The following is a 23,919-nucleotide window of genomic DNA, read 5'->3' as shown; positions in this document are numbered from 1 at the left end:
TACTCCTTAGACGCGATGTTGGTCGCTGTAAGGCAGCAGAGCCAGGAAGCGAGCGCGCTTGATGGCGGTGGTCAGCTGACGTTGGTAGATCGCGCGAGTGCCGGTCAGGCGAGCGGGGATGATCTTGCCGTTTTCAGCGATGAAGTCACGCAGGGTGTCAACATCCTTGTAGTCGATTTGTTCGACGCCAGCGACGGTGAAGCGGCAGAAGCGCTTGCGACGGAACAGCAGGGATTGCGTGTTGCGCTTACCCTTGCGGTCTTTGGAGAACTTGCCGTTCTTGGAGCGGGGAGCAGCCATGATTGACCTCTCAGTATCCAGATGGATTTGATTAAAACGATTCGTTGAGTTCGGTGATGTGCAGCAGCACGCCTCGTCCGGTTCGAGTGGCACCCAGAAAGCCTGCGACCGCGATGGGTTCGCCGATGGCCTGACGGTTCAATTGCTCGGCAATCGGACCGATGGCCACCGCTCTGACTTCCAGTTGAACCTTTCGGGTCAACTGCGCTTCAACAACTTGCGATTCGTGCTGAAGCACGAGATCGAGAGCCGGAAGACCAGCGGGGGTGTATCTCAGGGCTTTTCGCTCCAGGATCTGGGCTGATAACAGCACGCGATTCATGGAGAGTGGGCCGGTTTCGGACGGTGCGCCTGAATGCCTTGCGGCATCAATCAGGCAGCGGCTTGCTCTTGCTGGGCCTTGCGGGCCTCTTCACGCTCAACTTGCTTCATCATCACGGAAGGAGCGGTTTCAGCCTTGTCCTTCTGAACGGTGAGGTGACGCAGAACGGCGTCGTTGAACTTGAAGCCGGTTTCGATTTCAGCCAGGGTTTCCTTGCTGATTTCGACGTTCAGGCACAGGTAGTGAGCCTTGGCCAGCTTGTTGATCTGGTAAGCCAGTTGACGGCGGCCCCAGTCTTCAACGCGGTGAACCTGGCCACCGTTGGTGGTGATCAGGGTCTTGTAGCGCTCGAGCATGGCGGGCACTTGTTCGCTTTGATCCGGGTGGATCAGCACGACGATTTCGTAGTGACGCATGGAAACTCCTTGTGGATTCCAGTTGATGGAAGCCGTTGCGAAGCGTCAAACCCGCATACGGCAAGGGCTGACTGGGTAGAAATTACCCAGGCAACATACGGAAAGCCTACGATTGTAGCAAGAAAAACGCCGCCAGCGATAGGGCGGCGGCGTTTGTTTGTTGCCTTGGCTGGCCTCAATTGACCGGGTTTCCGGCAATTGAGGTGATTTCCAGGCCCAGCGCTTACTGGGCGGCCAGTCGCTGCCAGGTTTCAACCACGGTGTCGGGGTTCAGGGAAATCGACACAATGCCCTCTGCGGCGAGCCAATCGGCGAAGTCGGGGTGGTCGCTGGGGCCCTGACCGCAGATGCCGATGTACTTGCCGGTTGCACGACAGGCGGCGATGGCACGCGAAATCATGGCTTTGACGGCTGGGTCGCGTTCGTCGAAGTCGTGGGCCAGCAATTCCAGGCCGGAGTCGCGGTCCAGACCCAGGGTGAGTTGGGTCAGGTCATTTGAGCCGATGGACATGCCGTCAAAATATTCGAGGAATTGTTCGGCCAGGATGGCGTTAGATGGCACTTCACACATCATGATGATGCGCAGGCCGTCGGTACCGCCCTTGGATGCGCGAACCAGACCATGGTCGGCCAGCATGTTGGTGACACGCTCGGCTTGCTTGAGCGTGCGCACGAAGGGCACCATGATTTCGACGTTGGTCAGGCCCATGTCGTTGCGCACACGCTTGAGCGCTTCGCATTCCATGGCGAAGGCTTCGCCGAATTCTTCGCTGATGTAGCGAGAGGCTCCGCGGAAGCCCAGCATGGGGTTTTCTTCCTCGGGCTCGTAGCGCGAGCCGCCGATCAGCTTCTTGTATTCGTTGGACTTGAAGTCAGACAGACGCACGATGACTGGCTTGGGCCAGAACGCCGCGGCGATGGTGGCAATGCCTTCGGCCAGTTTGTCGACGTAGAAGGCGCGGGGCGAAGCGTGGCCGCGGGCCACCGACTCAACGGCTTTCTTGAGGTCGCTGTCGACGTTGGGGTAGTCGAGGATGGCTTTGGGGTGGACGCCGATGTTGTTGTTGATGATGAATTCCAGGCGAGCCAAGCCGACGCCGCTGTTGGGCATCTGCGCGAAGTCGAACGCCAGTTGTGGGTTGCCCACGTTCATCATGATTTTCAGGCCGATGTGGGGCATTTCGCCGCGGGTCACTTCCGTGACCTCGGTTTCCAGCAGGCCTTCGTAGATATAGCCGGTATCGCCTTCTGAGCAGGCCACGGTGACCAGGGTGCCATCCTTGAGGCGCTCGGTGGCGTTACCGCAACCGACCACGGCGGGGATCCCCAGTTCACGGGCAATGATGGCTGCGTGGCAGGTACGGCCGCCGCGGTTGGTGACGATCGCGCTGGCGCGTTTCATCACGGGTTCCCAGTTGGGGTCGGTCATGTCGGTGACGAGGACGTCGCCGGGCTGGACGCGATCCATTTCGGTGATGGAGTGAACCAGTCGGACGGGGCCGGTGCCGATCTTCTGGCCAATGGCGCGACCTTCAGCCAGGATGGTGCCGGTGCTCTTGAGCTTGTAGCGTTGCTCGGCCTTGCCTTGCTGCTGGCTCTTCACGGTTTCGGGTCGAGCTTGCAGGATGTAGAGCAGGCCGTCTGTGCCGTCTTTGCCCCACTCGATGTCCATTGGGCGGCCATAGTGCTGCTCGATGATGAGGGCGTAGCGGGCCAGCTCCATCACGTCTTCGTTGGTGAGGCTGTAGCGGTTGCGGGCTTCGACGGTGGTGTCGACAGTCTTGACCAGCTTGCCGCTGGCGGCCTTTTCTTCCGCCGAGGCAAACTCCATCTTGATCAGCTTGGAGCCGAGGTTACGGCGGATAACGGCTTGCTTGCCGGCCTTCAGGGCAGGCTTGTGGACGTAGAACTCGTCGGGGTTGACGGCGCCTTGCACCACGGTTTCGCCCAGGCCGTAGCTGGAGGTGATAAAGACAACGTCGTTGAAGCCTGATTCGGTGTCGATGGTGAACATCACGCCGGCGGCGCCGAGGTCAGAACGCACCATGCGTTGAACGCCGGCCGACAGGGCCACCACGTCATGGGCGAAGCCCTTGTGGACGCGGTAGGAAATGGCTCGGTCGTTGTACAGCGAGGCGAACACTTCCTTCATCTTGTGGAGGATGTCTTCGATGCCAACGACGTTCAGGAAGGTTTCCTGCTGGCCGGCGAACGAGGCGTCGGGCAGGTCTTCTGCGGTGGCCGACGAGCGAACGGCAAACGATGCGTTGGGGTTGTCACCCGCCAGTTTGGCGTAGGCCGTGCGGATGGCTTGTTCGAGGTCGGCTGGGAAGGGTTGGGCTTCCACCCAGCCGCGGATTTCGGCGCCGGCTTGGGCCAACGCGCGGACGTCTTCGGTGTCCAGGGTGGCCAGGCGTTGGCTGATGCGCTCGGACAGGCCGTCGTGCTTCAGGAATTCGCGAAAGGCGTGAGCGGTGGTGGCGAAACCGGTGGGCACGCGCACGCCGTCAGGGCCGGTGGGCAGTTGGGAGATCATTTCGCCCAGCGAAGCGTTCTTGCCGCCGACGATTTCAACGTCGGACATGCGCAATTGCTCGAAGGGCACGACCAGATCGGTCGGCTCAAAGCGGTTGGTCATCAAAAGCTCCAGGATGGTCAAAAAATGGGTGGATGGGCGGCGTCAATCGGAGGCCTTTGGTGGTTGTTATGGGCCTGACGGATGAGCGGTGCGCACATCGGTTGGACGAATTGTAGGGTCAGGCCTATGATCGTGGGTTACCGTTCCTCCAATCATTGGGCCTGCATGTGGGGGTTTGCGTGCAAACCTCGCGGGGCCGACGTAGCTTATGTCTGATCGAAGCGTCTTTTTTGTGTCTGATGGCACCGGCATTACGGCCGAAACCATGGGCAATTCCATCCTGGCTCAGTTTGCGATCAAGCCCCGGCACGTTCGCCGGCCGTTCATCGACACGGTCGACAAGGCGCATCAGGTTGTGCGTGAAATCAATGCGGCGGGTGTGCGCGAAGGCAAGCGCCCGATTGTGTTCACCACTTTGGCCAACGATGACGTGCTGGACATCCTCAAGGGCTGCCAGGGCAAGGTATTTGATGTGATCAAGACCTTTGTGGAGCCCCTGGAGGAGGAATTCAATATGAAGTCCAACCACCGGGTCGGGCGGTTCAGCGATCCCAGCGTGGATCAGGAATACAACGATCGGATCGAGGCGATCAATTTCGCGCTCGAACACGATGATGGTCAGTCTTCTCGGAATCTGGAGCTGGCAGACGTGGTCTTAGTGGGGGTGAGTCGCAGCGGAAAGACACCCACTTCCTTGTACCTGGCGATGCAGCATGGCATCAAGGCGGCGAATGTGCCTTTGATTCCTGAAGATTTCGAGCGAGGCTTTTTGCCCAGCATGCTCAAGCCGTACAAGAAAAAGTGTTTCGGCTTGACGATTGACCCCAAGCGCTTGTCTGAAATTCGCAATGAGCGACGCCCTGGCAGCAAGTACGCCAGCCTTGAGAGTTGTCGCGCCGAAGTGAATCAGGCTGAATCGATGATGCGGCGAGAGGGGATTGCCTGGCTGTCATCGACGCACAAGTCGATCGAGGAAATCGCCACGACGATTTTGCGAGACATCCGCCCCGACCGCCTCATCTACTGAAGTGATTGGGCAGGCATGTGATCTGGTCAGTTCGCTGGCGTGGCCGATTTGAGGTGCGCCAGGAAGCGGCTGAGGCTTTGTGTCAGTTCTTTGGCCTGATTGAAAGCGGCGGGAGCCTGCAGTGATGCGAGGTTCTGTAGTTCGGCTGCTTGTTTGGCCAGTGAGGGGGTATGCAGGTTCAAGGCCGCCCCTTTGAGGCTGTGTGCCTCGCTGCGAAGTTTGGCAAAGTCGCGTAACTCAACGGCACGCTCGAGGTTGCTCAAGATTTCATGTCCGGTTTCCGCCAAGGTCTGCATGAGCTTGTTGAGCAGCGCCGGATGTGGCGCGAAGTGTTCATGCATGGCTTCCCAATCTGAGGTGACCAGATCGCCAACGGATGCGGTCGCTTGCTGTGTTGACGCTTTGCTGGCGCTTGTGAGTAGCAGCATCTCAGGGCGAGTCGCTCGTTTGATGGCGTGTTTCAGGATGACTTCGACAAGGGTGTCGAGCATGTAGGGCTTGGTGACATAGTCGACCATGCCGACTTCTCTGGCGTGGGCCTTGGCGGTTTCGAAGGCATGGGCGGTGAGGCCGATGACGGGAAGGCCTGGTGCAATGCGAGCCAGTGCCAGCGTGGTCTCAAAGCCATCCATGACCGGCATCTGGATGTCGCACAGCACGATGTCAAAGGCGCCCGCGCCGTGGGTGCGGACCAGTTCCAGTGCCTGTGCGCCATCATGGCCAAAGGCGACTTGTGCGCCTTCTTGCAGCAGCATTTGTTCGAGAACGAGGCGGTTGACGGGGTTGTCCTCGGCGGCCAATACCCGGATGCCGGCCAAGCGCTTCGGTATGGCCGCGCTGGGTGTAGGGGTGTGGTGATGTTCGATCACATGCAGCAGCCGCAACGGACTGGCGGGCAGTGCCAGTTGCGTAGCCATGCTCAAGACGTCTTCCGGCAGGTGTCCTAGGTCACTCTCGGGCCCGACGATGATGACTTTGACTCCGCGGCGAATGAGTTCAATGAGGTGAGGCTGGTCGGCTCGGTGAATGGCCTTGGGCGACGCCAGCAGCACATGGATCTGATGGGCTGATACCTCGTCCAGTGAGCGAATGGCCTGGATGGCACATTGGCGATCCGCGAGAGCCGGTGTCAGGTTGTTCAATTCATGATCCAGACCCCATGCATGGATGGACACCAACTGATGCCAGCAGGCAGGTTGCGCCGCACGCAAAGGAATGACGAATCGGAATTCCGAACCCTGTGGACTGCTGCGCAGGAGCAGCAACTCGCCCCCCATCAACTCAGCCAGCCGCTTGCTGATGGCCAGTCCCAGGCCTGTTCCACCCCCAATGTTCTGCAGGTGAGTGTGAAATTGCTCGAAGGGCTGGAATAGTCGGGCCCGCTCGGTGTCGTTCAGACCGGGGCCGCTATCGGAGACATCAAAAACCAACCGGTCGTCCCGCACCGATAGTTTGAGTTTGACGCAGCCGTGCAAAGTGAACTTGATGGCGTTCGTCAACAGATTGATCAGGACCTGGGCGCAGCGTGTTTCGTCGGCCACAAAGGAGATCGGAACGGCAGGCGACTCTTCAATGGAGAAGGTCAGCCCCTTGGCTTGCGCCCGTGTGGCGCAGACCGAGACGAGGTGGCGTAACAGCTCCGCAGTCTGGACCACGTCATCTTGAATGCTGAGTTTGCCGGCCTCCATCTTGGAAAAGTCCAGGATGTCATTGATGAGTGCCAGGAGGTGATGGCCTGACTCCAGGATCTGATGAAAAGTTTTGGCTGAAGGCGAGCCTGCGACATTGCGCTCGCCGACTTGGGCCATGCCCACAATGGCATTGAGTGGTGTGCGGATTTCGTGGCTCATGTTGGCCAGAAAGGCGCTCTTGGCCTCGACAGCCGCTTGGGCTGCGTCGCGTGCACTTTGAAGCTCTTCGATGGCCGCTTGGTTGTATCCGGTCAGGTCCGCGCTGGGCGCACTCAAGCTGGCGAGCATGAGTAACTCCTGGCCGTCCCAGAAGGTGCTGAGGGTCAGGTCAATTAAGCGATCTGAGCCATCGGCGAGTCGGGCTTTGGCACGCTTGGGTTTCGGAGGGGCCAGGGGAAAGGTTGGAACGGGGGCTTCTTGGGTCAGTTGATCCGCAACCAAGGTATGGCCCAAACCCGCCTCAGGCAGCACCGATTCCAGGGCCATGCCGGTCATTCGAGCAGGCGAATACCCAAGCAGCGCTGCGGCGGCGGGGTTTGCTGCAGCAATGGTGCTATCGGAGCGTATCAGGAGGGTAGCCGAAGGAAGTGCATCCAGCAGGCGCAGTGATCGGTTGTCAAGAACCGTGCGCCCCTCCAGTGGCAAGGCAATGCCTCTGGTTGACGAGCTCGGGCTTTTCGCCTGGCGGGGAACCGTGGGGATAACGGGATGACCTCGCATGCGCGCACCTCGTGGACCGTGGTCGTTCAGGGCAGGATGGTGTGCGCAACATCAGCTTTTGGCCACCGCGCACCGGCAGAGAGTTCTTTTTAGCTCATTAAATGCGTCACGTCTACAGGGGTTGCAGCCATCTTGGGCAAAGAAAAAGCCGCCCACTGGGGGCGGCTTTATTGAAAGCGCAGAGACTATTTTCATGCTGCAGTGCAGCAGCATGAAGAGCAAACGCAATCAGGATTCGTAATCGCTCACGGGAACACACGAACAGAACAAGTTGCGGTCGCCATAAACGTTGTCAACCCGGCCCACGGGTGACCAGTACTTTTGCTTGCGCAGGCTGGCCACCGGGTAGGCCGCCACTTCGCGACTATAGCTGTGGTTCCACTCTGCCTTGAGCAGGCTGGCGGCGGTGTGTGGCGCATTCTTCAGTGGGTTGTCGTCTTGCGGCAGCTTGCCTTGTTCGACCAGGCGAATCTCTTCGCGGATGGCGATCATGGCATCGCAGAAGCGATCCAGTTCGGCTTGAGATTCGCTCTCGGTCGGCTCGACCATCAAGGTACCCGCCACAGGGAAGCTCAGGGTAGGTGCGTGGAAGCCATAGTCGATCAGTCGCTTGGCGACGTCCTCGGCGCTAACGCCGCTGGTTTCCTTCAGGGGGCGCAGGTCGAGAATGCACTCGTGGGCCACGCCGCCACCCTTGATGGTTTGGCTGCCGCCGCTGAAGTGAATGTCGTAGTGGTCCGCCAGGCGGGCGGCCACGTAGTTGGCGTTCAGGATCGCCACTTCGGTGGCGGTTTTGAGGCCATCGGCACCCATCATGCGGATGTACATCCAGCTGATGGGCAGCACGGCGGCGTTACCCAATGGCGCAGCGGATACCGCACCCACTTGTTGCTCCGTGCCACGTTGGGCCGAGCGGTGTGCGGGCAGGTAGGGGGCGAGGTCTTCCACTACGCAGACAGGACCCACGCCTGGGCCGCCACCGCCGTGGGGGATACAGAAGGTCTTGTGCAGGTTCAAGTGACTGACGTCGCCACCGAACTGACCGGGCGCGGCCAAGCCGACCAAGGCGTTCATGTTGGCGCCGTCCACGTAGACGCGGCCGCCGTGGGCGTGGACCAGCTTGCACAGCTCGGTGACGCGGGTTTCGAACACGCCGTAGGTGGACGGGTAGGTGATCATGACCGCGGCCAGATTGGCGCTGTGCTGTTCGCACTTGGCCTTCAGGTCATCCAGGTCCACGTTGCCGTCGGCATCGCACTTGGTGACCACCACTTTCATGCCCACCATCTGAGCAGAGGCTGGGTTGGTGCCGTGAGCCGATTCAGGAATCAGGCAGATGTCGCGGTGGCCTTCGCCTCGGGCTTCGTGATAGGCCTTGATGATCAGCAGACCGGCGTATTCACCTTGGGAACCGGCGTTGGGTTGCAGGCTGATGCCGGCATAGCCAGTGGCTTGCGACAGCCAGGCGCACAGTTGATCATTGAGTAGGTCGTAGCCCTTGAGTTGCGCGCGGGGCGCGAAGGGGTGGATGTGCGCGAACTCCGGCCAGGTGATGGGAATCATCTCGCTGGTCGCGTTGAGCTTCATCGTGCAAGAACCCAGGGGGATCATGGTGCGGTCCAGCGCCAGATCCTTGTCGGCCAAGGCGCGCAGGTAGCGCAGCATCTCGGTTTCCGAGTGGTGGGTGTTGAACACGGGGTGGCTCATGTAGCCGCTGGTGCGACGCAGCGCTTCGGGCAGGCCCAGCTTCACGCCGGCTTCGAAAGCCGCAAACGAGGGCACGGCCTTGCCGTTGGCGAACACGGTCCACAGGTCGGTGATGTCCTGGCGGGTCACGGTCTCGTCCAGCGAGATGGACACGGTGTCGTCACTGGCCAAGCGTAGGTTGATGCCCGCTTGCTCAGCCGCAGCCACGATGGCGTCGCGGTTGGGTGTCAAGACCTGGATGGTGTCGAAATAGGTGTCGTGAATCAGCTGGCAGCCCAGCGACTTCAGGCCTTCAGCCAGGATGGCGGTGTAGCTGGCCACGCGCAGTGCAATGCGCTTGAGCCCTTCTGGGCCGTGGTAGACCGCGTACATGCTGGCCACCACAGCGGGCAGCACCTGGGCGGTACAGATGTTGGACGTGGCCTTTTCGCGGCGGATGTGTTGTTCGCGTGTTTGCAGGGCCAGGCGGTAGGCGGGGTTGCCATGGCTGTCCACGCTCACACCGACCAGACGGCCAGGCATGGAGCGCTTGAGCTCGTCTTTGGTCGCGAGGTAAGCTGCGTGTGGGCCACCGTTGCCCATGGGCATGCCAAAGCGTTGTGTTGTGCCGCACGCGATGTCTGCGCCCAGCTCGCCAGGAGGTGTCAGCAGGGTCAAGGCCAGCAGGTCAGCGGCCACGATGGCCATCGCGCCCTTGGCATGCAGGGCGTCGATCAGGGGCTTCAGGTCACGGACTTGGCCATTGACGCCAGGGTATTGCAGCAAAGCGGCAAAGCAGTCCTTGGTTTGCAGGTCTTCGGTCAGCTTGGCGGCGTGCACGACCTCGACGGTGATGTCCAGTGGCTTGGCGCGGGTCTGGATCACTTCCAGGGTCTGCGGCAGCACGTCGTGGCACACCACGAAACGGGTGGATTTGCTCTTGCCACCACGGGCGGCCAGCGTCATGGCCTCGGCGGCGGCCGTGGCTTCATCCAGCATGGAGGCGTTGGCAATCGCCATGCCGGTCAAGTCGGTCACCATGGTCTGGAAGTTGACCAGGGCTTCCATGCGGCCTTGTGAGATTTCAGCCTGGTAGGGCGTATAGGCGGTGTACCAGGCGGGGTTTTCCAAGATGTTGCGCAGGATGACGCCGGGCGTCAGGGTGCCGTAGTAGCCCTGGCCGATGTAGTTGCGCATCAGCTTGTTTTGCTGTGCGATGCCTTTGAGTTCAGCCAAAGCTTGTGCTTCGGTCAAGGGGGCGGGCAAGTCCATGGGGTTGCCGCGCTTGATGGAGGCCGGCACGATGCCGTCAATCAGTGCCTGACGAGAAGCCACGCCAATGGCGGAGAGCATGGCGGCTTGTTCTGCATCCCAAGGGCCCAGGTGGCGGGCATGGAATTCGGTCGCGTTTTCGAGTTCAGCGAGAGTGGGCGTGACGGTGTTCGGCATGGTGTTCGGCGGCAAAGCGATGGGCAGCAGGAGGGGCGCGCAAGAAAAAAGCCGGTCGGCACTTGGGCTCGGGCCCAGTGCCTTCCGGCTTGGCGCATCAGGCGTTCTTCAGCAGATCGTCGTAAGCGGTCTTGTCCAGCAGGCCATCGATTTCGGCGGGGTTGGACAGCTTGACCTTGAAGAACCAGCCAGCACCGGTGGGGTCACTGTTGGCCAGGGCAGGGTCGTCGCGCAGGGCTTCGTTGACTTCAACGATTTCGCCGGTCACAGGCATGTAGACGTCAGCGGCAGCCTTCACGGACTCGACCACACCAGCCACATCCTTGGGGGCGAAAGTGGCGCCCACAGCGGGCAGGTCCACGAACACCACGTCGCCCAGAGCATCTTGAGCGTGGTGAGTGATGCCCACGGTGGCGGTGCCGTCAGCGTTGATTTGCAGCCATTCGTGGTCGGGCGTGTACTTGATGGTCATGATGGACGTCCTAAATGATTGAAATTGTTTGTTTTTGCCGAACGGCCGAGAGTATCGCTCAGCCGTGATGGAGATCAGCCGCGGTAGTAGCGGTTGGGCACGAAGGGCAGGGTGGTCACGGTCATGGCGACACGTTTGTCTCGCACGATGGCGAACACCTGGGTGCCCACGGCTGCTTGATCAGCTGTGACGTAAGCGAGAGCGACCGGTTGGCCCAAGCTGGGGCTGGGTGAGCCGCTGGTGACCACACCGATGTCGGTGCCATTGGCGTCCACCACCTTGGCGCCTTCGCGTACGGGCATGCGCTCGGTGCTGATCAGGCCCACGCGCTTGCGCGCTGCGCCATTGGCCAGTTGGGCGTCGATCACGCTGGCGCCAGGGTAGCCACCGGCACGGGCGCCACCGGCGCGGCGCACCTTCTGAATCGCCCAGGTGATGCTGCCTTCCACGGGGGTGGTCGTGGTGTCGATGTCGTGACCGTACAGGCACAGACCGGCTTCCAGGCGCAGGGTGTCGCGCGCGCCCAAGCCAATGGGCTTGACTTCAGGCTGAGCCAGCAGGGCGCGGGCCAGTTGCTCTGCCTTGTCAGCGGGAACGGAGATTTCGAAACCGTCTTCGCCGGTGTAGCCCGAGCGAGTCAAGAAGCAGTCGATGCCGTCGAGCACGAAGTGGCCGCCGGTCATGAAGGTGAGCTTTTGCACGTCTGCGTTCAAGCGGGCCAGTGCGGTCACAGCCTGCGGGCCTTGCAGCGCCAGCAAAGCCTGGTCTGGCAGGGGTTGAACGGTGCAGCGGTTGCCAATGTGCTGTTGCATGTGGGCAATGTCTTGCACCTTGCAGGCGGCGTTCACGACCACGAACAAATCGCTTTCGCGGCGGGTGACCATCAGGTCGTCCAGGATGCCGCCTTGCTCGTTGGTGAACAGCGCGTAGCGTTGCTTGAACTTGGGCAGATCGACGATGTCAACAGGCACCAGGGATTCCAGTGCGGCGTCAGCGCCTTCGCCCTTGAGCAGGACCTGCCCCATGTGGGACACGTCAAACAAACCGGCTGCAGTGCGGGTGTGTTTGTGTTCGGTCAGGATGCCGGTGGCGTACTGCACGGGCATGTCGTAGCCACCGAAAGGAACCATCTTGGCTCCGAGTTCGATGTGCAGGGCGTGCAGGGGCGTTTTCAGCAAAGGAGCGGACTGGTCAGCAGACATGACAAGCGGCCGGCGGCGAAGCCAGCGAGAGGGCATTCTTGAAGAACCCAAACGATGTCTCTGCATGGCAGAGCACACCATCTGGTGCTGCCCTCGCTGTCCGCTTTACCTGAGAGATTGACCCCTCGCGCTGACTTCAGCCGGCGCGTTGTGGGCTTGCCCCTTCGGTGGCCTGGCTCACGGCGCCGTTCAGCGCAGTCGCCCAGACTCTCTCCAGTGAGGATCATGGTGAGCGAATCACCATGTTTGCCAGTCCTTTTGCCTGAGCGTTCGGGCGGTCAACTCTCGCTGATGGGCCCTGCGCCTTCGGCGGCCGCCTCACACACGGTGGGTGGCTCTCTCCTGACAAACCCGGAGTGTAGCAGTGACCATCGCAGGGCGCTGTGATTTTTGGCCGAGTCCGGTAAAGCTCATCAGCTTTGTGTTGACAGGTTGCTGTTGCGCAAAGCCGTCCACAGGCGGTCCAACTCTTCCTGTTCTTGCGGTTGCCAATGGTCATCCATCCAGCACGCGTTGCGCTGGATGGTTTGCACTCGGAAGTCGAGTTCCATGTTGGCCAGTCGAAGTTCGTGCAATTGCTTGCCTGCAAGATGTCGTGGGGCCCAGATCCCCAAGGCGTTGCACGCCTTCAGCAATTGTTCTGCGCTACTGGCAATGCCGCCAGCCAATTTGCGTACTTTCTCTGAGCTTGACGTGACTGCCAAGCGAGCCGCTTCTCTGAGGGACACCTGCAGACCACCTTGATAGCTCAACGCGTGTTCCCAAATGGCGTCGGCTTCGTCCTCAACGTCTGCGGGTAAGGTCTGCTGGTGGCGATTGGCTGCCTGGCTGGCAAACGCCAGAGCGACGGGGTCGAACTCTCCGGGCACGAGGCGCACTGCCAAGGCGGCTTGTTCCCAGGCGTCGGGGCGGTCCGTGTTCAATATGCCCATCAGCGTTTCGACCGCACTCAGGCGGCTGCCAAAAGAGGTCAGGTGGCGTGTTTGTGCTGGGTAGCCCAAGCCATTGCCGCGCTCGTGGTGCTCGCAGATGGCACGCGACAACTCGGCGGGGTAGTCGGTTTGCTGTTGAATCAAGATGGCGCCCACGCGAGGGTGGACGCAGATGTGGCGCCAAGCCTCCGGTGTCAGGGCGCCTTCGCAAGTCAGGTAATCAGGCTGAATGTAGAGCTCACCAATGTCATGCAGCAGGCCTCCCAGCATGCTCATGCGCAGCTGGTATCGATCTGAGCCTGAGTAGATCGCCATGGCGCCAGCCATCATCATCGACATGACGGCGTGCTCGTAGGCCTGTGGTGAGCTGCTGCGCGCAGCGGTCAGTAGCAGTTGTGCCACGGGGTGAAGCGGTAGACGAGGAATGTCGTCGAGCAGCTCTTTGACCCATGGGCTGATGGCACTAGCGAGCAGTGCGCGGCTATCGTACAGACGCCGAGCGGCGGAGACCAGCTCGACATGGGTAACACCATCTTCCGCTCTCAAGCACGATTCGATCGGTTGGCTGAGCTTGCGCTCCAGCAGCTTTTGCTGCAAAGCGTGCGACACCGGCTGGTTTTTGGCCCACAGCTTGACGCCGTTTTCGTCAAGGATGTCCTCGTGGGCGACGATCTGACAGCTTTCGCTGGCTTTCATGATCGATGCCAAGGCGTGTGGGTTGGCAAGACTCGCTGTTGATGTTGCGCTTTGCATTGGGCCGGTACTCCAGAGCGGTCTTATTTTTCAGGTTTGGCGCAGATTCCCCGAGCAGATGCCTTGTTGTGATGTGACCTCGGTTTGTCCAGAAAGCGCGCCAGCAAATCTGGATGCCGGGTCTGGCACTGCCGCTTTCTCTGCAACTGGCGTGCCAGGTTTGATTGCCGGGGCTGGAGGGCCGATATTCCCAATATTGTCTTTTTATGTGGACGAAAGCGTCCATCTGAAGGTTATCTTGTGGACGATTTGGGTACGATGTCAGTTCTTGGAGAAGATGATTGCCGTATGCGAGAACTGACTTCTGTCCATCCCCCTGCCGAACCCTGTGTTGTTGGCCATTCGCCGGCTTTCCAGCATTTGTTGAATGTGCTGGACCGCGTGGCTCATACCGATCGAGCCGTACTCATATCCGGCCCCACAGGATCGGGCAAGGAGGTGATGGCTCAGCTCATCCATCATCGGAGTCGTCAGCCTGAGGCGCCGTTCCTCGACATCAATTGCGGGGCATTGCCTGAGCACTTGGTCGAGGCGGAGCTGTTTGGCTATGCGAAGGGAGCATTCACGGGTGCCGTTTCCAGTCACCCCGGATACTTTGAGCGGGTTGGGGCTGGCACGCTGTTTCTGGACGAAATTGGCGAGTTGCCGCTTCCGCTGCAGCCGAAGCTTCTGCGCGTATTGGAGACCCGCTCATTTCGTCCGCTCGGGTCAACAGAAGTCAAACGCTTCTCGGGGCGGGTGGTCGCTGCCTCACACAGAAACCTGGAGGCAGCCGTCAAGGCAGGAACCTTCCGTGAAGACTTGTACTACCGCCTGGCGGTGTTTGTTCTGGAAGTGCCAGGGCTTGATCAAAGACGGGAAGACATCCCCGACTTGGTCAAGCATTTCGCGTCGCTCCAGCCTCGCTCGCTGACCTTCAGTGATGGGGCCTTGCAGAGGCTACAGAACCATCAGTGGCCAGGCAACATCCGGCAGTTGCGCAGCGTGGTCGACAGACTGGGCGTGTTGGCGGAGAAGTCTCACGTCACAGCGGATGAAGTGGGGCGTTTCCTTGCTCCGCAGCACATCGCCGAACATGTTGACCCGGTGTCTCTGGCCGATGCCCTTTTGGCGCTGCCAGGCGAAGACAAGCTTGCCGTGGCCGAGCAACTGCTAATTGATCGTGCCATGCAGCTCAGTGACGACAACAAATCTGCCGCTGCGCGTTTGTTGGGGGTTAGTCGCAAAGCGGTGGAGCGCAGACTGGCGGCGCGCAGCGACCGTCAGCGCACTGCACAAGATTGCCTGGAGGAAGCCGAGCGCCATATTCAAGCGGCTGCCTTCAAGGAGGCGGTACCCCTGCTTCGCATGGGGCTGGATCGTGTTCGGCTTGCGCCTCCGGCACCCGAGTCCCAACGCTTGAGTTACGACTTGTATCGCTTGTTGGGTGTGAGTTTGCGCGCGCTGGAAGGGTGGTTGAGCGCCGATGCCCTGCAAGCATACGAAGAAGCATTCCGTGCCGGCGATGGCTTGGTTGACAACGCTGAACTCAGTTCGATTCTGTTTGGCATTTGGACGGCCCAGTTGATGGCCATGGATTTGGGTAAAGCGCGCGGCACCGTTCAAGAGATGCTGCAGCGCGCGCAGGGCAGCGGTGATGCTGATCTGGTGGCAGAGGCCCATGTTGCGATGGCCAATACGCTGTTTTGGCTCGGTGACAGTGCCGAAGCCTTGGCTTGCCTCGGGCGCGGAGGTTTGGTGCCCGTGGGGGATCAGGAGCGCTGTCGTACCCAAGGTTTTGACTTGGTCGGATTGGCCCTGAATTTCGAAGGCTTGGCGGCGTTTCAGGTGGGCGATTTCGAACGTGCCGAGCTTGCTCGTCGTCGTTTGATCGCACGGGCCGAGCAGACCGCGGAGCATCCTTTCAATCAGGCGATTGCCTTGCAAGGTGCGGCCTGGCTGTCTTGCTTGTTTGAAGACATGGCGGCGTTGGGGCCATTGGCCACGGAATTGGAAAACTTGTCTGCAAGGCATGGCTTCGTGTTTTACCGAGGCGTAGGTCAGATCTTCCGTGGGGTGTATTTGCTCTCCGAGGGGCACACCGACGAGGCAGAGACCGCCATACGTGACGGATTCGAAGTACACATGCTGCGCAATGGCGGCAAGTTGTTCTACTCGTTCTACGCTTGGAAGTTGGGAGAGGTCTTGCTGGAGGCTGGACACCCCGCAGATAGCGATCGCCTGATGAGTCAAGCGATGGACGTGTGCCTGGATCATCAGGATCGGGCCTATCTGGGCGAGCTGCTCGACGTACAGGGCCGTGCCCGCCAAGCTCTCGGTGATCTTGAGGGGGCGGAAGAGTCTATGCGTAGCGCGATGTCGACCGCTTTGGCTCTGGGGGCTGTACCTGCTCGCATCCGTGCTACGACCCATCTGGCTGAATTGTTGGATCAATCTGGGCGTCGTCGCTCAGCCTTTGACGTGCTCGACAAGATGCTCCGATCGTTCGACAAGATGACCGGCTTTGGTGGACTAAATCGAGCCTTGGCGCTGCGGGAACGACTGACACCATAGCTCCTCTTGCAACAACCCCAGGAGCTTGGGGTGTAGGAGAGGGTGATGGCACACACACTTGTTCGGGGCGACCTGGAGCCCCTGCTGTTGGGCGGCTGCTTCTTTGGCAGTGGAGGTGGGGGCACCATCGAGTCGGCCCGAGGGCTGGTCAAGCACTTTGAAAAGGGGGCCTATTACCCTACTGACAAGGTGCGAGTGGTCTCTAAAGACGAGGCCACTGAAGGCGATGCCGTGATGGTGGCTTACATGGGGTCACCGGAAGCCATTGATGGCGCTGCTTATCCGATCGGCCCTGTGATGGCAGTTCAGCAAATTCAAGCCAGGCTGAAAAAGGAAGGGCGCCATCTGGCTTACGTGGTGCCACCGGAAAGCGGTGCTTTGGGCTTTACCGTGGCATGCCTGGTGGCAGCCAAGTTGGGCTTGTCGGTGGTGGACGGCGACGGCGCTGGACGTGCGGTACCCTCTTTGCCCATGCTCACTTTTGCAGCTCGGCATGTGGATCCTCGTCCTGCTGTGCTGGTCAGTCAGGATGGTCTGACGGTGGAGTTGGACGTGACCCCCGCCAAGGGCACCCATGGTGATCGCCAGCATCAAGTCGATGTCTCGGTGATCGTCGAGCAGATGATGCGTCCCATCGTGGCTGATCCTGAGTTCAAGCAATTTGGGGGGCTGGCCATGTGGGTAATGACCCCCGGCAAGTTGAAAGAGGCCCTGCCGATTACCGGCACGCTGACACGTGCGTTGGAATTCGGCCGAGCCGTCTCTGAGGGGAAGATCAAATCAGTCGATGACTTGTTGCAGACGCTGCGCGAGCGCTGGAATGTGCATGGTTTTACCCTCGCGCCCACGGGGGCGTTGCAGGGCGCCGCGGTGGATACCTCTGGCGGATTTGATCTGGGAACCGTGACGATCAAGGCCGGGGAAGAGACAGCCGAGGTGCTCTACCAGAACGAATCGTTGCTGGCATGGGCCAGTGACCGGGCCCAGCCCTTGTGTATGGCGCCAGACAGCATCTGCTGGTTCTTCGAAGGCAAGGGCGATGCAGTGGCCTCGAATGGTGACATTGTGCTGGCCAGCGGAGGTCTGAACCCGGCATACAGTGGACGACCTGTGACCTTGATTGGCCTGGCTGCAGACCGTCATTTGCGTCAGCCTGACGGTCTGATCCTCGATAGCTTCATGCAGCAAGTCAATCAACTGGGTTACCGAGGGCTTTACGTTCCAGTTGAAAGACTGGTTGGCATGACCCAGGAGGAGGTGCGCCATGGTTGACACGTCCCGCCGATTGCGCATTGCCATCATTGCGCCGGTGAATACTGCGCAATTCAACGATTTGCTGCTTCAGTCGGTCAAGCCCGTTTTGCCTCCCGATGTGGATGTGTCGGTGCACAACCTCACCCAAGGCCACGACTGTATTCAGAACCGAACCGATTGGTTGCAAAACGGCTACCCGGTCGTCGAGTTGGCAAAACAGTTGCAAGAGGCTGGCTTCGATGGCATCTGGCTGAGCGACTTTGATATGTGCGGAGTGGAAGCAGCTCGCGAAGTGATCGATATTCCCATCATTGGCGGGTTTCCCACCTCGGCATTTACTGCTTTGGGCTTGAGTCAGCGCTTTGGCATCTTGACCATTCTGTCCAGTACATTGGCCATGCAGCAAGGACATGTGCTGACCTACGGCTTACAGGACAGCTTCGCTGGCATTGCACCGATCAACTGCCCCGTTGATCAGTTGTCGAACGTGGATGTGGTGGTGGCCAAGTCGCTGCCTGTTGCCCTGCACTTGATCCAGGATCTCGGGGCGCAGTCTTTGCTGCTGGGGTGTACCGGCTTTGTTGGCGTGGCGGAAAAGCTATCGCTGATGTTGAGTGAGAGCCTGCAGACCTATGTGCCGGTGATTGACCCGAATCAGGCAGGTATCAGTTACCTGATTTCGCTGGTGCGCATGGGCATCAGACCCAGTCGCTTGTGTTACAGCCCGGCCACCGTGGGCGGCTGATGCCTGCAAATGGTGGGGCTTGCAAGTTTGTACGGCCCCACCATTGTCCTGCTCGACAGGTTTGAACTTACTTCATCAGCAAGTTCGGTAGCCACAGCGACAGGGGCGGCCAGTAAGTGACCAGAACCAGGAAGCCAAGCATGGTCAACAGCCATGGCCAAACAGCAATGGTCAGTTCCGTGATGCCCATCTTGGTGATGCCCGACGCCACGTACAGGTTCAGCCCGACAGGAGGGTGACACATGCCTACTTCCATGTTCACCACGATCAGGATGCCGAAGTGGATCGGGTCGATGCCCAACTTGGTTGCCACAGGGAACAGAATGGGCGCCATGATCAGCACGATCGAGGATGGCTCCATGAAGTTGCCTGCCACCAGCAGCAGTACGTTGACCACAAGCAGGAAGGCGATCTGTCCGAGTCCCATGCCCACGAGCCAATCCGCCAGCTGCTGGGGAATGTTTTCGTTGGCCAGAACAAAGCTGAACAGCACCGCGTTGGTGATGATGTACAGCAGCATCGCACTCATGTTGGCGGAATTCAGCAGCACGCGTGGCACGTCTTTCAAGCCCATGTCCCTGTAGACGAACACGGCGATGACGAAGGCATACACCGCGGCCATGGCAGCCGCTTCTGTCGGGGTGAAGATGCCCGTGTAGATGCCCCCCATGACCACCACGATCAGCAGAAGGCCCCAGAATGAATCCTTCAAGGCTTTGAGTCGCTGAGCGAATGTCGCCTTGGGTTGGCGCGGGTAGCCGAATTTCTTGGCGCGCCACCAGGTGGTCACCCCCAACATCAGGGCCAGTACGGCCCCAGGTATCACGCCAGCCAGAAACAGTGCACCGACCGAGGTGTTGGTTGAGACCGAGTACATCACCATCACGATGGACGGTGGAATCAGAATACCCAGCGCCCCTGAAGTGGTGATCACCCCCGCGCCGAATTTGTTGGGAAATCCTGCCTTGGCCATGGCTGGCAACAAAATGGAGCCGATGGCCACCACGGTGGCGGGTGATGAGCCCGAGACGGCTGCAAACAGGGCGCAAGCCAGCACCCCGGCCAATGCCAACCCCCCATGCCAGTGCCCTACCATCGATGTGGCGAAATTGATCATGCGCCGTGCGACGCCGCCGTGCGTGAGGAAGTTGCCAGCCAGGATGAAAAATGGAATGGCCATGATCTCGAACTTCTCAATGCCGGTGAAAAGCTTGAGTGCGACCGATTCGAGTGGGACTTGGGTGAAGCCAAAAATGAAGGTCAGGACTGTCAGGCCCAGAGAAATGGACACGGGCATGCCCGTGAGCATGAGTGCCAGCAGCACGCCGAAAATGATGATGCCGTTCATTTGGAACTCCTCAGGCCTTGGCGGTTTCGTCGTCCAGGCCATCAACGTGGCCGTGGTCGTGGTGAGGCAGTTCGCCTGTGCGTGCGAAGTTCCAGGCTACTTGCAGGAAGCGGAAGCACATCAGGGATGACCCAAGGGGAATGGCGAGGTAGATGATCCAGGTGGGCCACTCGAGATCCGGTGTGGTGGGGCCTTCGATCAGGTCGGTCATGTCCAGATGGAAAAATTGGTGGTAGGCGTAATTCGCGCCGTTGTGCCAGACAAAGTTGGCACCCATGGTCGCAATCGTGCCCGTGAACAATGCACCGGCCATGAGGCCAAACAGCACAAAGAACTTGCGTTTGGGGGCATCGAGTTGGTTGATCAAGACATCCACCCCAACGTGAATGCCAGTGCGCACGCCATAGGCAGCGCCGAACTTGGCCATCCACACGAATAGGTAGATGGTGGCTTCCTGTGCCCAGGCGAAATTCAGGGTCAGCAGCCAATCTTGCATGGGTGACTGAAAGCCCACCATGTAGCGGTGCAGCACAGAAACGAAAATGATCAGGGTTGCCAGGCCCATGAAGCCTGCAATCAACCATTCCTCTAAGTGGTCAAGCCATTTCATGGCGCTCTCCTCGGTACAAAAAAGCCCACGTCATCGCGTGGGCTGGATGTGTTCAACCCTCACGCTTCACAGCTTGCTGGGATCGAAATTGGTTTCTTTGTAGATGGCTTGCAGAACTTCCTCTCCAATGCGAGAAGCCATTTGCTTGTGCACTGGCACCAGTGCCTTCTTGAGCAGGAAGCGTTCTGCCATTGATGGCGTATAGATCGTGGTCTTGCCGGATGCCTTGACCTTTTCAAGCGCTTCCTTGTTGTCCTGGAAGGCGACGTCGTTGGCCACCTTGGTTGAGTCGACCATGGCCTTGCTCAAAGCCGTTCGGATGTCTGCTGGCAGGCCGTCCCAGAACTTCTTGTTGACCACGACGGCGTAGCCCAGGTAGCCGTGGTTGGTCACGCTCAGATGCTTCTGAACTTCGTGCATCTTCTGTGTGTACAGGTTGGATGGTGGGTTTTCAGTGCCGTCCACCACGCCGGTCTGCAGCGCTTGGTAGGTTTCCGAGAAAGCCAGAACCTGAGGCAGGGCGCCCAGAGCACGCATTTCTGCGTCGAGCACCTTGGAAGACTGAATGCGCATCTTCAGCCCTTTGTAATCTTCTACGGCCTTGAGGGGCCTGTTGGCCGACATCACCTTGAATCCGTTGTCCCAGTAGGCCAACCCAGTGATCCCGCGCGATTCCAGTTTCTTCAACAAGCTTTGTCCTACCGGGCCCTGCGTCACTTTGTGCAGGTCGTTGTAGTCGTCGAAAATGAATGGCAGATCGAACACCTCGAACTCTTTGACTCCAAGCGGTGCGAACTTGGAAAGAGATGGAGCCAGCATTTGCACCGAGCCCAATTGCAGGGCTTCCATCTCTTCCTTGTCTTTGTATAACTGGCTGTTCGGGTAGACCTCGACCTTCACGCGCCCCTTCGTCAATTCGGCTGCGCGCTTGGCAAAGAATTCGGCGGCTTTGCCCTTTGGCGTGTCCACCGCCACCACATGGCTGAACTTGATGATGATGGGGGCCTGTGCCAATGCTGAAGATGCCAGGGCCATGGACGCTGCAAGTACCAGCAGACCACGGCGGAGGATGGGGGGGTGAATAGGCAGGCTCATCGTGCGCTCCAGATCGATTTCTATGGTTCGATTGTTGGTGGCCCGCCGTTTGGCCGAAATTGTGGAGTTCCACATTTCGCAGATTCGCCACTCGTTGTCCGGTCCGCTTGGCTCTAGACTGGTCGTGTGAGTAGCCCGGTTTCACACCCTTCGCGTCCAACCCTGGCCGTTCCTCCGCAGCCCCGCATGTCCCTGTTGGGGCGTTGGGTAACGGCTTGGCCTGCCATTTGGGCCTGGCCTTTGATCCTGTCGCTGGTATTTGCTGGCGGCGTCCTTTTCTGGCTCCGTGCCATGGAGCGTCAGGACCTCGATGCGCAGCGCGCGGAAATGATCGCCGATGCCCTGACGCTGGAGTCGCAAATCAGTGGGCGCCTGGATGCCGAGACAGCCCGACTGAAAATCCTCGCCGATGCCATGGGCGAGGCCATCATCACGCCGCGCTCGTTTGCCCGGGAAGCCATGGTGCTGGACGGTCTGCGTCGCTTCTGGGTTGATGTGACCTGGCTGGATGATGCGGGGCAAATTCAGGCGCAAGCGCCACTGGAGGACACCGCACGGCGCGATGCGGTGAGAAGTTCCGGCGACGATGGGGGGCTGTCAGGACACTTGATGGTGCCGGTTTCAAGCAAGGACGGTGTCACCAAGGGCAGCTTGATCGCCCGCTACTCCGCCGCAGCCATCCTGCGCCAGAAATTGCCATGGTGGTTGGCTAGCAAGTACGACATTCGCCTGGTGGATGTGGCGGGCGATGTGATTGCCTCCACGGTAGACAAGGAACGCGCCCCAAACCAAGCCTGGTACAGGGTTTCAATGGGGGCCACCATGCCCAATGCCTGGCTGGAAGTCACTGCACGCACGGTAATCGGGCCTTGGTGGCGGTCGCTGCCTGTTGCGCTCATGGGGGTCTTCGTGGTGCTGGTGGTCTTGGCCACACTCATGCTGCGCCGACAGATGCGCAGTGTGTCTTTGGCCGAAGAGGCATGGCGAACCGAAGCAGCCTGGCGGCAAGCCATGGAAGATTCTTTGGCGATTGGCATTCGGGCCCGCGACCTGGATGGCCGACTGGTCTATGTCAACAAGGCTCTGGCAGACATGGTGGGGTACTCACCTGACGAGCTAGTCGGCAAATTGCCTCCCATGCCTTACTGGTTGCCCGACCAGATCGAGCAAACCATGTCTCAGCATTTGCGCAACATGGCTGGTCAGGCACCGCGCGAGGGCTATGAGTCCAAGTGGTGCCATCGGGATGGGCATGCGGTCGATGTGATGGTCTACGAGGCACCTCTGGTCGATTCCAGTGGCGAACAGATCGGCTGGATGGCGTCTATCGTGAACATCACGGAGCGCAAACAAATGGAGGAACGTGAGCGCCGGCAGATGGAGTCGATGGCGCACAACGCGCGGTTGACGATGTTGGGGGAAGTGGCCTCGACTCTGGCTCACGAACTCAATCAGCCGCTGTCTGTGATCATGAGCTACAACACCGGCTTGCTCAATGCGCTTGAGCGCGCTCAGCCGCCACAGTCACAGCTGATTCAACCTTTACAGCGCATGGCGGAACAGGCCGCCCATGCGGGCCGCATCGTCAAACGCATACGCGAATTCTTGACCCGCCGCGAGCCTGAACTGGAGCGAAGCGACTTGCGACGCATTCTGTTCGACGGCATGGCATTGCTGCAACGGGAGTTGTTGAAGCAGGATGTGGAGTGGTCGGCTCACCTGGCGCCAGATCTGGAGCCTGTCAGGGCGGATCCAGTTCTGGTGGAGCAGGTACTGATCAACCTGGTGAGGAACGCCTGCGATGCCATGAGCGGACGGTCTGGCCCTCGGCGCCTGCTGATCACGGCTTCACGTATTCCTCAGCAGGGATTCGTCAAGGTCATGGTGTCTGACAGCGGTCCGGGATTGGGGGGCAAAACCATAGACCAACTGTGCGCCGCGTTCTTTTCAACCAAGCCGGATGGCATGGGAATGGGCTTGGCCATCTGCCGCTCCATCATTGAATTGCATCACGGTGTGCTTGATGTGGAGGAGAGCCCTCTGGGGGGGGCCGCATTTGTGTTCTCGTTGCCAGTTTGGGAGGCATCTGAATGAACGTTCAGCAGGTAGGCGAAGTTCACTTGGTTGACGACGAAGCTGTCGTGCGCGACGCGCTCGCATTTTTGCTCGGCTCTCGCGGGCTTTTGGTGCGCACCTATGAAAGCGGACAAGCATTGCTTGATCAAATTGATCAAGGGGTGCGATTGCATGGCGTACTGGTGCTTGACGTTCGGATGGAGCCGATGTCCGGGTTGCGTCTGCACGACGAATTACTGCAAAGAGGTGTCCGAAATCCCGTGATGTTTCTGAGCGGGCACGGCGATATTCCAATGGTGGTCGAAGCTTTGAAAAAAGGGGCTTTCGATTTTTTGGAAAAGCCGTACAGTGACAACACATTGGTCGATCGCATCGAACAAGCGCTTGCAGTGGAAGCGGCTTCATATGTGAACGATGCACGGGTTTCGGAGCGAAAGGCGCGTTTGGCGAGCCTGAGTGACCGAGAGCGTGAAGTCATGACACGTGTGGCTGCGGGCAAATTGAATAAAGTCATTGCCGACGAACTCCACATTGCGGTGCGTACAGTTGAGGTGCATCGAGCGAGGGTGTTTTCCAAACTGGGCGTGCGCTCCGCTGCCGAGCTAGCTGGATGGCTTGCATCTGCGTGAA

19 protein-coding genes and 2 riboswitches are annotated in these 23,919 nt (G+C 59.6%); of the genes, 7 read left to right on the top strand and 12 right to left on the bottom strand.

From position 1 onward, the window contains the following. Positions 1–6: 6 nt before the first annotated feature. The 4 genes from rpsR to ppsA all read right to left on the bottom strand — a co-directional run bounded on the left by rpsR (position 7) and on the right by ppsA (position 3,676). Positions 7–300 carry a 30S ribosomal protein S18 gene (rpsR, locus tag VFW72_RS12290; protein WP_058086160.1) on the bottom strand — a complete coding sequence of 98 codons (294 nt, stop codon included), beginning with the start codon at positions 298–300 and terminating at the stop codon, positions 7–9. A gap of 31 nt (positions 301–331) precedes the next feature. Then, positions 332–622, bottom strand: a complete 291-nt coding sequence (gene priB / locus VFW72_RS12285; RefSeq protein ID WP_329674589.1) for a primosomal replication protein N — start codon at positions 620–622, stop codon at positions 332–334. Positions 623–672: 50 nt separating this feature from the next. Next, the gene (gene rpsF / locus VFW72_RS12280; RefSeq protein WP_329674588.1) at positions 673–1,038 is read right to left on the bottom strand and encodes a 30S ribosomal protein S6; all 366 of its coding nucleotides are present in this window, start codon (positions 1,036–1,038) and stop codon (positions 673–675) included. Positions 1,039–1,261: 223 nt separating this feature from the next. Further along, positions 1,262–3,676 carry a phosphoenolpyruvate synthase gene (ppsA, locus tag VFW72_RS12275; RefSeq protein ID WP_329674587.1) on the bottom strand — a complete coding sequence of 805 codons (2,415 nt, stop codon included), beginning with the start codon at positions 3,674–3,676 and terminating at the stop codon, positions 1,262–1,264. A gap of 208 nt (positions 3,677–3,884) precedes the next feature. On the opposite strand from ppsA, the gene ppsR reads away from it, so the two are divergent. Further along, complete coding sequence (ppsR, locus tag VFW72_RS12270; RefSeq protein WP_329674586.1) at positions 3,885–4,703, top strand: posphoenolpyruvate synthetase regulatory kinase/phosphorylase PpsR; 819 nt, start codon at positions 3,885–3,887, stop codon at positions 4,701–4,703. Between the two features lie 26 nt (positions 4,704–4,729). On the opposite strand, the gene VFW72_RS12265 is transcribed toward ppsR, so the two are convergent. The 5 genes from VFW72_RS12265 to VFW72_RS12245 form a co-directional block, all read right to left on the bottom strand. Then, positions 4,730–7,114 carry an ATP-binding protein gene (locus VFW72_RS12265; protein ID WP_329674585.1) on the bottom strand — a complete coding sequence of 795 codons (2,385 nt, stop codon included), beginning with the start codon at positions 7,112–7,114 and terminating at the stop codon, positions 4,730–4,732. Between the two features lie 228 nt (positions 7,115–7,342). After that, positions 7,343–10,249: an aminomethyl-transferring glycine dehydrogenase gene (gcvP, locus tag VFW72_RS12260; RefSeq protein WP_329674584.1), complete on the bottom strand. Its 2,907-nt coding sequence runs from the start codon at positions 10,247–10,249 to the stop codon at positions 7,343–7,345. A gap of 97 nt (positions 10,250–10,346) precedes the next feature. Then, a complete protein-coding gene (gene gcvH / locus VFW72_RS12255; RefSeq protein ID WP_329674583.1) occupies positions 10,347–10,721 on the bottom strand; it encodes a glycine cleavage system protein GcvH in 375 nt (124 codons plus the stop codon). Between the two features lie 74 nt (positions 10,722–10,795). Beyond that, positions 10,796–11,923, bottom strand: a complete 1,128-nt coding sequence (gene gcvT, locus VFW72_RS12250; protein ID WP_329674582.1) for a glycine cleavage system aminomethyltransferase GcvT — start codon at positions 11,921–11,923, stop codon at positions 10,796–10,798. Between the two features lie 86 nt (positions 11,924–12,009). After that, a riboswitch (glycine riboswitch) is annotated at positions 12,010–12,150 on the bottom strand. 13 nt (positions 12,151–12,163) lie between these two features. Beyond that, positions 12,164–12,278: riboswitch (glycine riboswitch) on the bottom strand. A 58-nt stretch (positions 12,279–12,336) separates the two neighbouring features. Further along, the gene (locus tag VFW72_RS12245; RefSeq protein WP_329674581.1) at positions 12,337–13,551 is read right to left on the bottom strand and encodes an HD-GYP domain-containing protein; all 1,215 of its coding nucleotides are present in this window, start codon (positions 13,549–13,551) and stop codon (positions 12,337–12,339) included. Between VFW72_RS12245 and VFW72_RS12240 the strand changes: the two genes are divergently transcribed. From VFW72_RS12240 to VFW72_RS12225, 4 genes are read left to right on the top strand one after another with little or no spacing between them, the layout of a single operon-like run. Continuing rightward, positions 13,550–13,909, top strand: coding sequence for a hypothetical protein (locus VFW72_RS12240; RefSeq protein ID WP_329674580.1), 360 nt, complete (start codon positions 13,550–13,552; stop codon positions 13,907–13,909). The genes VFW72_RS12245 and VFW72_RS12240 overlap by 2 nt on opposite strands. Continuing rightward, a complete protein-coding gene (locus tag VFW72_RS12235) occupies positions 13,867–16,161 on the top strand; it encodes a sigma-54 dependent transcriptional regulator (RefSeq protein WP_329674579.1) in 2,295 nt (764 codons plus the stop codon). The genes VFW72_RS12240 and VFW72_RS12235 overlap by 43 nt, the downstream gene beginning before the upstream one ends. Before the next feature lie 45 nt (positions 16,162–16,206). Then, positions 16,207–17,433: a DUF917 domain-containing protein gene (locus tag VFW72_RS12230; RefSeq protein WP_329674578.1), complete on the top strand. Its 1,227-nt coding sequence runs from the start codon at positions 16,207–16,209 to the stop codon at positions 17,431–17,433. Next, a complete protein-coding gene (locus VFW72_RS12225) occupies positions 17,426–18,160 on the top strand; it encodes an aspartate/glutamate racemase family protein (protein WP_329674577.1) in 735 nt (244 codons plus the stop codon). Before VFW72_RS12230 ends, VFW72_RS12225 begins: the two co-directional genes overlap by 8 nt. A gap of 67 nt (positions 18,161–18,227) precedes the next feature. Here VFW72_RS12225 and VFW72_RS12220 read toward each other — a convergent pair whose 3' ends face one another. From VFW72_RS12220 to VFW72_RS12210, 3 genes are all read right to left on the bottom strand, one after another. Next, positions 18,228–19,508 (bottom strand): TRAP transporter large permease subunit, encoded by a 1,281-nt coding sequence (locus tag VFW72_RS12220; RefSeq protein WP_329674576.1) that lies wholly within the window; start codon positions 19,506–19,508, stop codon positions 18,228–18,230. 10 nt (positions 19,509–19,518) lie between these two features. Further along, entirely contained in the window at positions 19,519–20,118 is a 600-nt protein-coding gene (locus tag VFW72_RS12215; RefSeq protein ID WP_329674575.1) for a TRAP transporter small permease, read from the bottom strand. 66 nt (positions 20,119–20,184) lie between these two features. Then, positions 20,185–21,213, bottom strand: a complete 1,029-nt coding sequence (locus VFW72_RS12210; protein WP_414638797.1) for a TRAP transporter substrate-binding protein — start codon at positions 21,211–21,213, stop codon at positions 20,185–20,187. A 186-nt stretch (positions 21,214–21,399) separates the two neighbouring features. On the opposite strand from VFW72_RS12210, the gene VFW72_RS12205 reads away from it, so the two are divergent. Next, the gene (locus tag VFW72_RS12205; RefSeq protein WP_329674574.1) at positions 21,400–23,307 is read left to right on the top strand and encodes a PAS domain S-box protein; all 1,908 of its coding nucleotides are present in this window, start codon (positions 21,400–21,402) and stop codon (positions 23,305–23,307) included. Further along, on the top strand, positions 23,304–23,918 hold the full coding sequence (locus tag VFW72_RS12200) for a response regulator transcription factor (RefSeq protein WP_329674573.1): 615 nt from the start codon (positions 23,304–23,306) through the stop codon (positions 23,916–23,918). Before VFW72_RS12205 ends, VFW72_RS12200 begins: the two co-directional genes overlap by 4 nt. Position 23,919 lies beyond the last annotated feature (1 nt).

Origin of the sequence: Aquabacterium sp. (genome assembly GCF_036273115.1) — a bacterium.
Classification (GTDB): domain Bacteria; phylum Pseudomonadota; class Gammaproteobacteria; order Burkholderiales; family Burkholderiaceae_C; genus Aquabacterium.
This window is presented reverse-complemented; position numbering and strand designations above follow the sequence as displayed.

Bases quoted from the DNA above. Each gene is read 5' to 3' on its own strand.
- rpsR (WP_058086160.1), bottom strand. From the start codon at position 300: ATGGCTGCTCCCCGCTCCAAGAACGGCAAGTTCTCCAAAGACCGCAAG.
- priB (WP_329674589.1), bottom strand. From the start codon at position 622: ATGAATCGCGTGCTGTTATCAGCCCAGATCCTGGAGCGAAAAGCCCTG.
- rpsF (WP_329674588.1), bottom strand. From the start codon at position 1,038: ATGCGTCACTACGAAATCGTCGTGCTGATCCACCCGGATCAAAGCGAA.
- ppsA (WP_329674587.1), bottom strand. From the start codon at position 3,676: ATGACCAACCGCTTTGAGCCGACCGATCTGGTCGTGCCCTTCGAGCAA.
- ppsR (WP_329674586.1), top strand. From the start codon at position 3,885: ATGTCTGATCGAAGCGTCTTTTTTGTGTCTGATGGCACCGGCATTACG.
- VFW72_RS12265 (WP_329674585.1), bottom strand. From the start codon at position 7,114: ATGCGAGGTCATCCCGTTATCCCCACGGTTCCCCGCCAGGCGAAAAGC.
- gcvP (WP_329674584.1), bottom strand. From the start codon at position 10,249: ATGCCGAACACCGTCACGCCCACTCTCGCTGAACTCGAAAACGCGACC.
- gcvH (WP_329674583.1), bottom strand. From the start codon at position 10,721: ATGACCATCAAGTACACGCCCGACCACGAATGGCTGCAAATCAACGCT.
- gcvT (WP_329674582.1), bottom strand. From the start codon at position 11,923: ATGTCTGCTGACCAGTCCGCTCCTTTGCTGAAAACGCCCCTGCACGCC.
- VFW72_RS12240 (WP_329674580.1), top strand. From the start codon at position 13,550: ATGATCGATGCCAAGGCGTGTGGGTTGGCAAGACTCGCTGTTGATGTT.
- VFW72_RS12245 (WP_329674581.1), bottom strand. From the start codon at position 13,551: ATGAAAGCCAGCGAAAGCTGTCAGATCGTCGCCCACGAGGACATCCTT.
- VFW72_RS12235 (WP_329674579.1), top strand. From the start codon at position 13,867: ATGTCAGTTCTTGGAGAAGATGATTGCCGTATGCGAGAACTGACTTCT.
- VFW72_RS12230 (WP_329674578.1), top strand. From the start codon at position 16,207: ATGGCACACACACTTGTTCGGGGCGACCTGGAGCCCCTGCTGTTGGGC.
- VFW72_RS12225 (WP_329674577.1), top strand. From the start codon at position 17,426: ATGGTTGACACGTCCCGCCGATTGCGCATTGCCATCATTGCGCCGGTG.
- VFW72_RS12220 (WP_329674576.1), bottom strand. From the start codon at position 19,508: ATGAACGGCATCATCATTTTCGGCGTGCTGCTGGCACTCATGCTCACG.
- VFW72_RS12215 (WP_329674575.1), bottom strand. From the start codon at position 20,118: ATGAAATGGCTTGACCACTTAGAGGAATGGTTGATTGCAGGCTTCATG.
- VFW72_RS12210 (WP_414638797.1), bottom strand. From the start codon at position 21,213: ATGAGCCTGCCTATTCACCCCCCCATCCTCCGCCGTGGTCTGCTGGTA.
- VFW72_RS12205 (WP_329674574.1), top strand. From the start codon at position 21,400: ATGTCCCTGTTGGGGCGTTGGGTAACGGCTTGGCCTGCCATTTGGGCC.
- VFW72_RS12200 (WP_329674573.1), top strand. From the start codon at position 23,304: ATGAACGTTCAGCAGGTAGGCGAAGTTCACTTGGTTGACGACGAAGCT.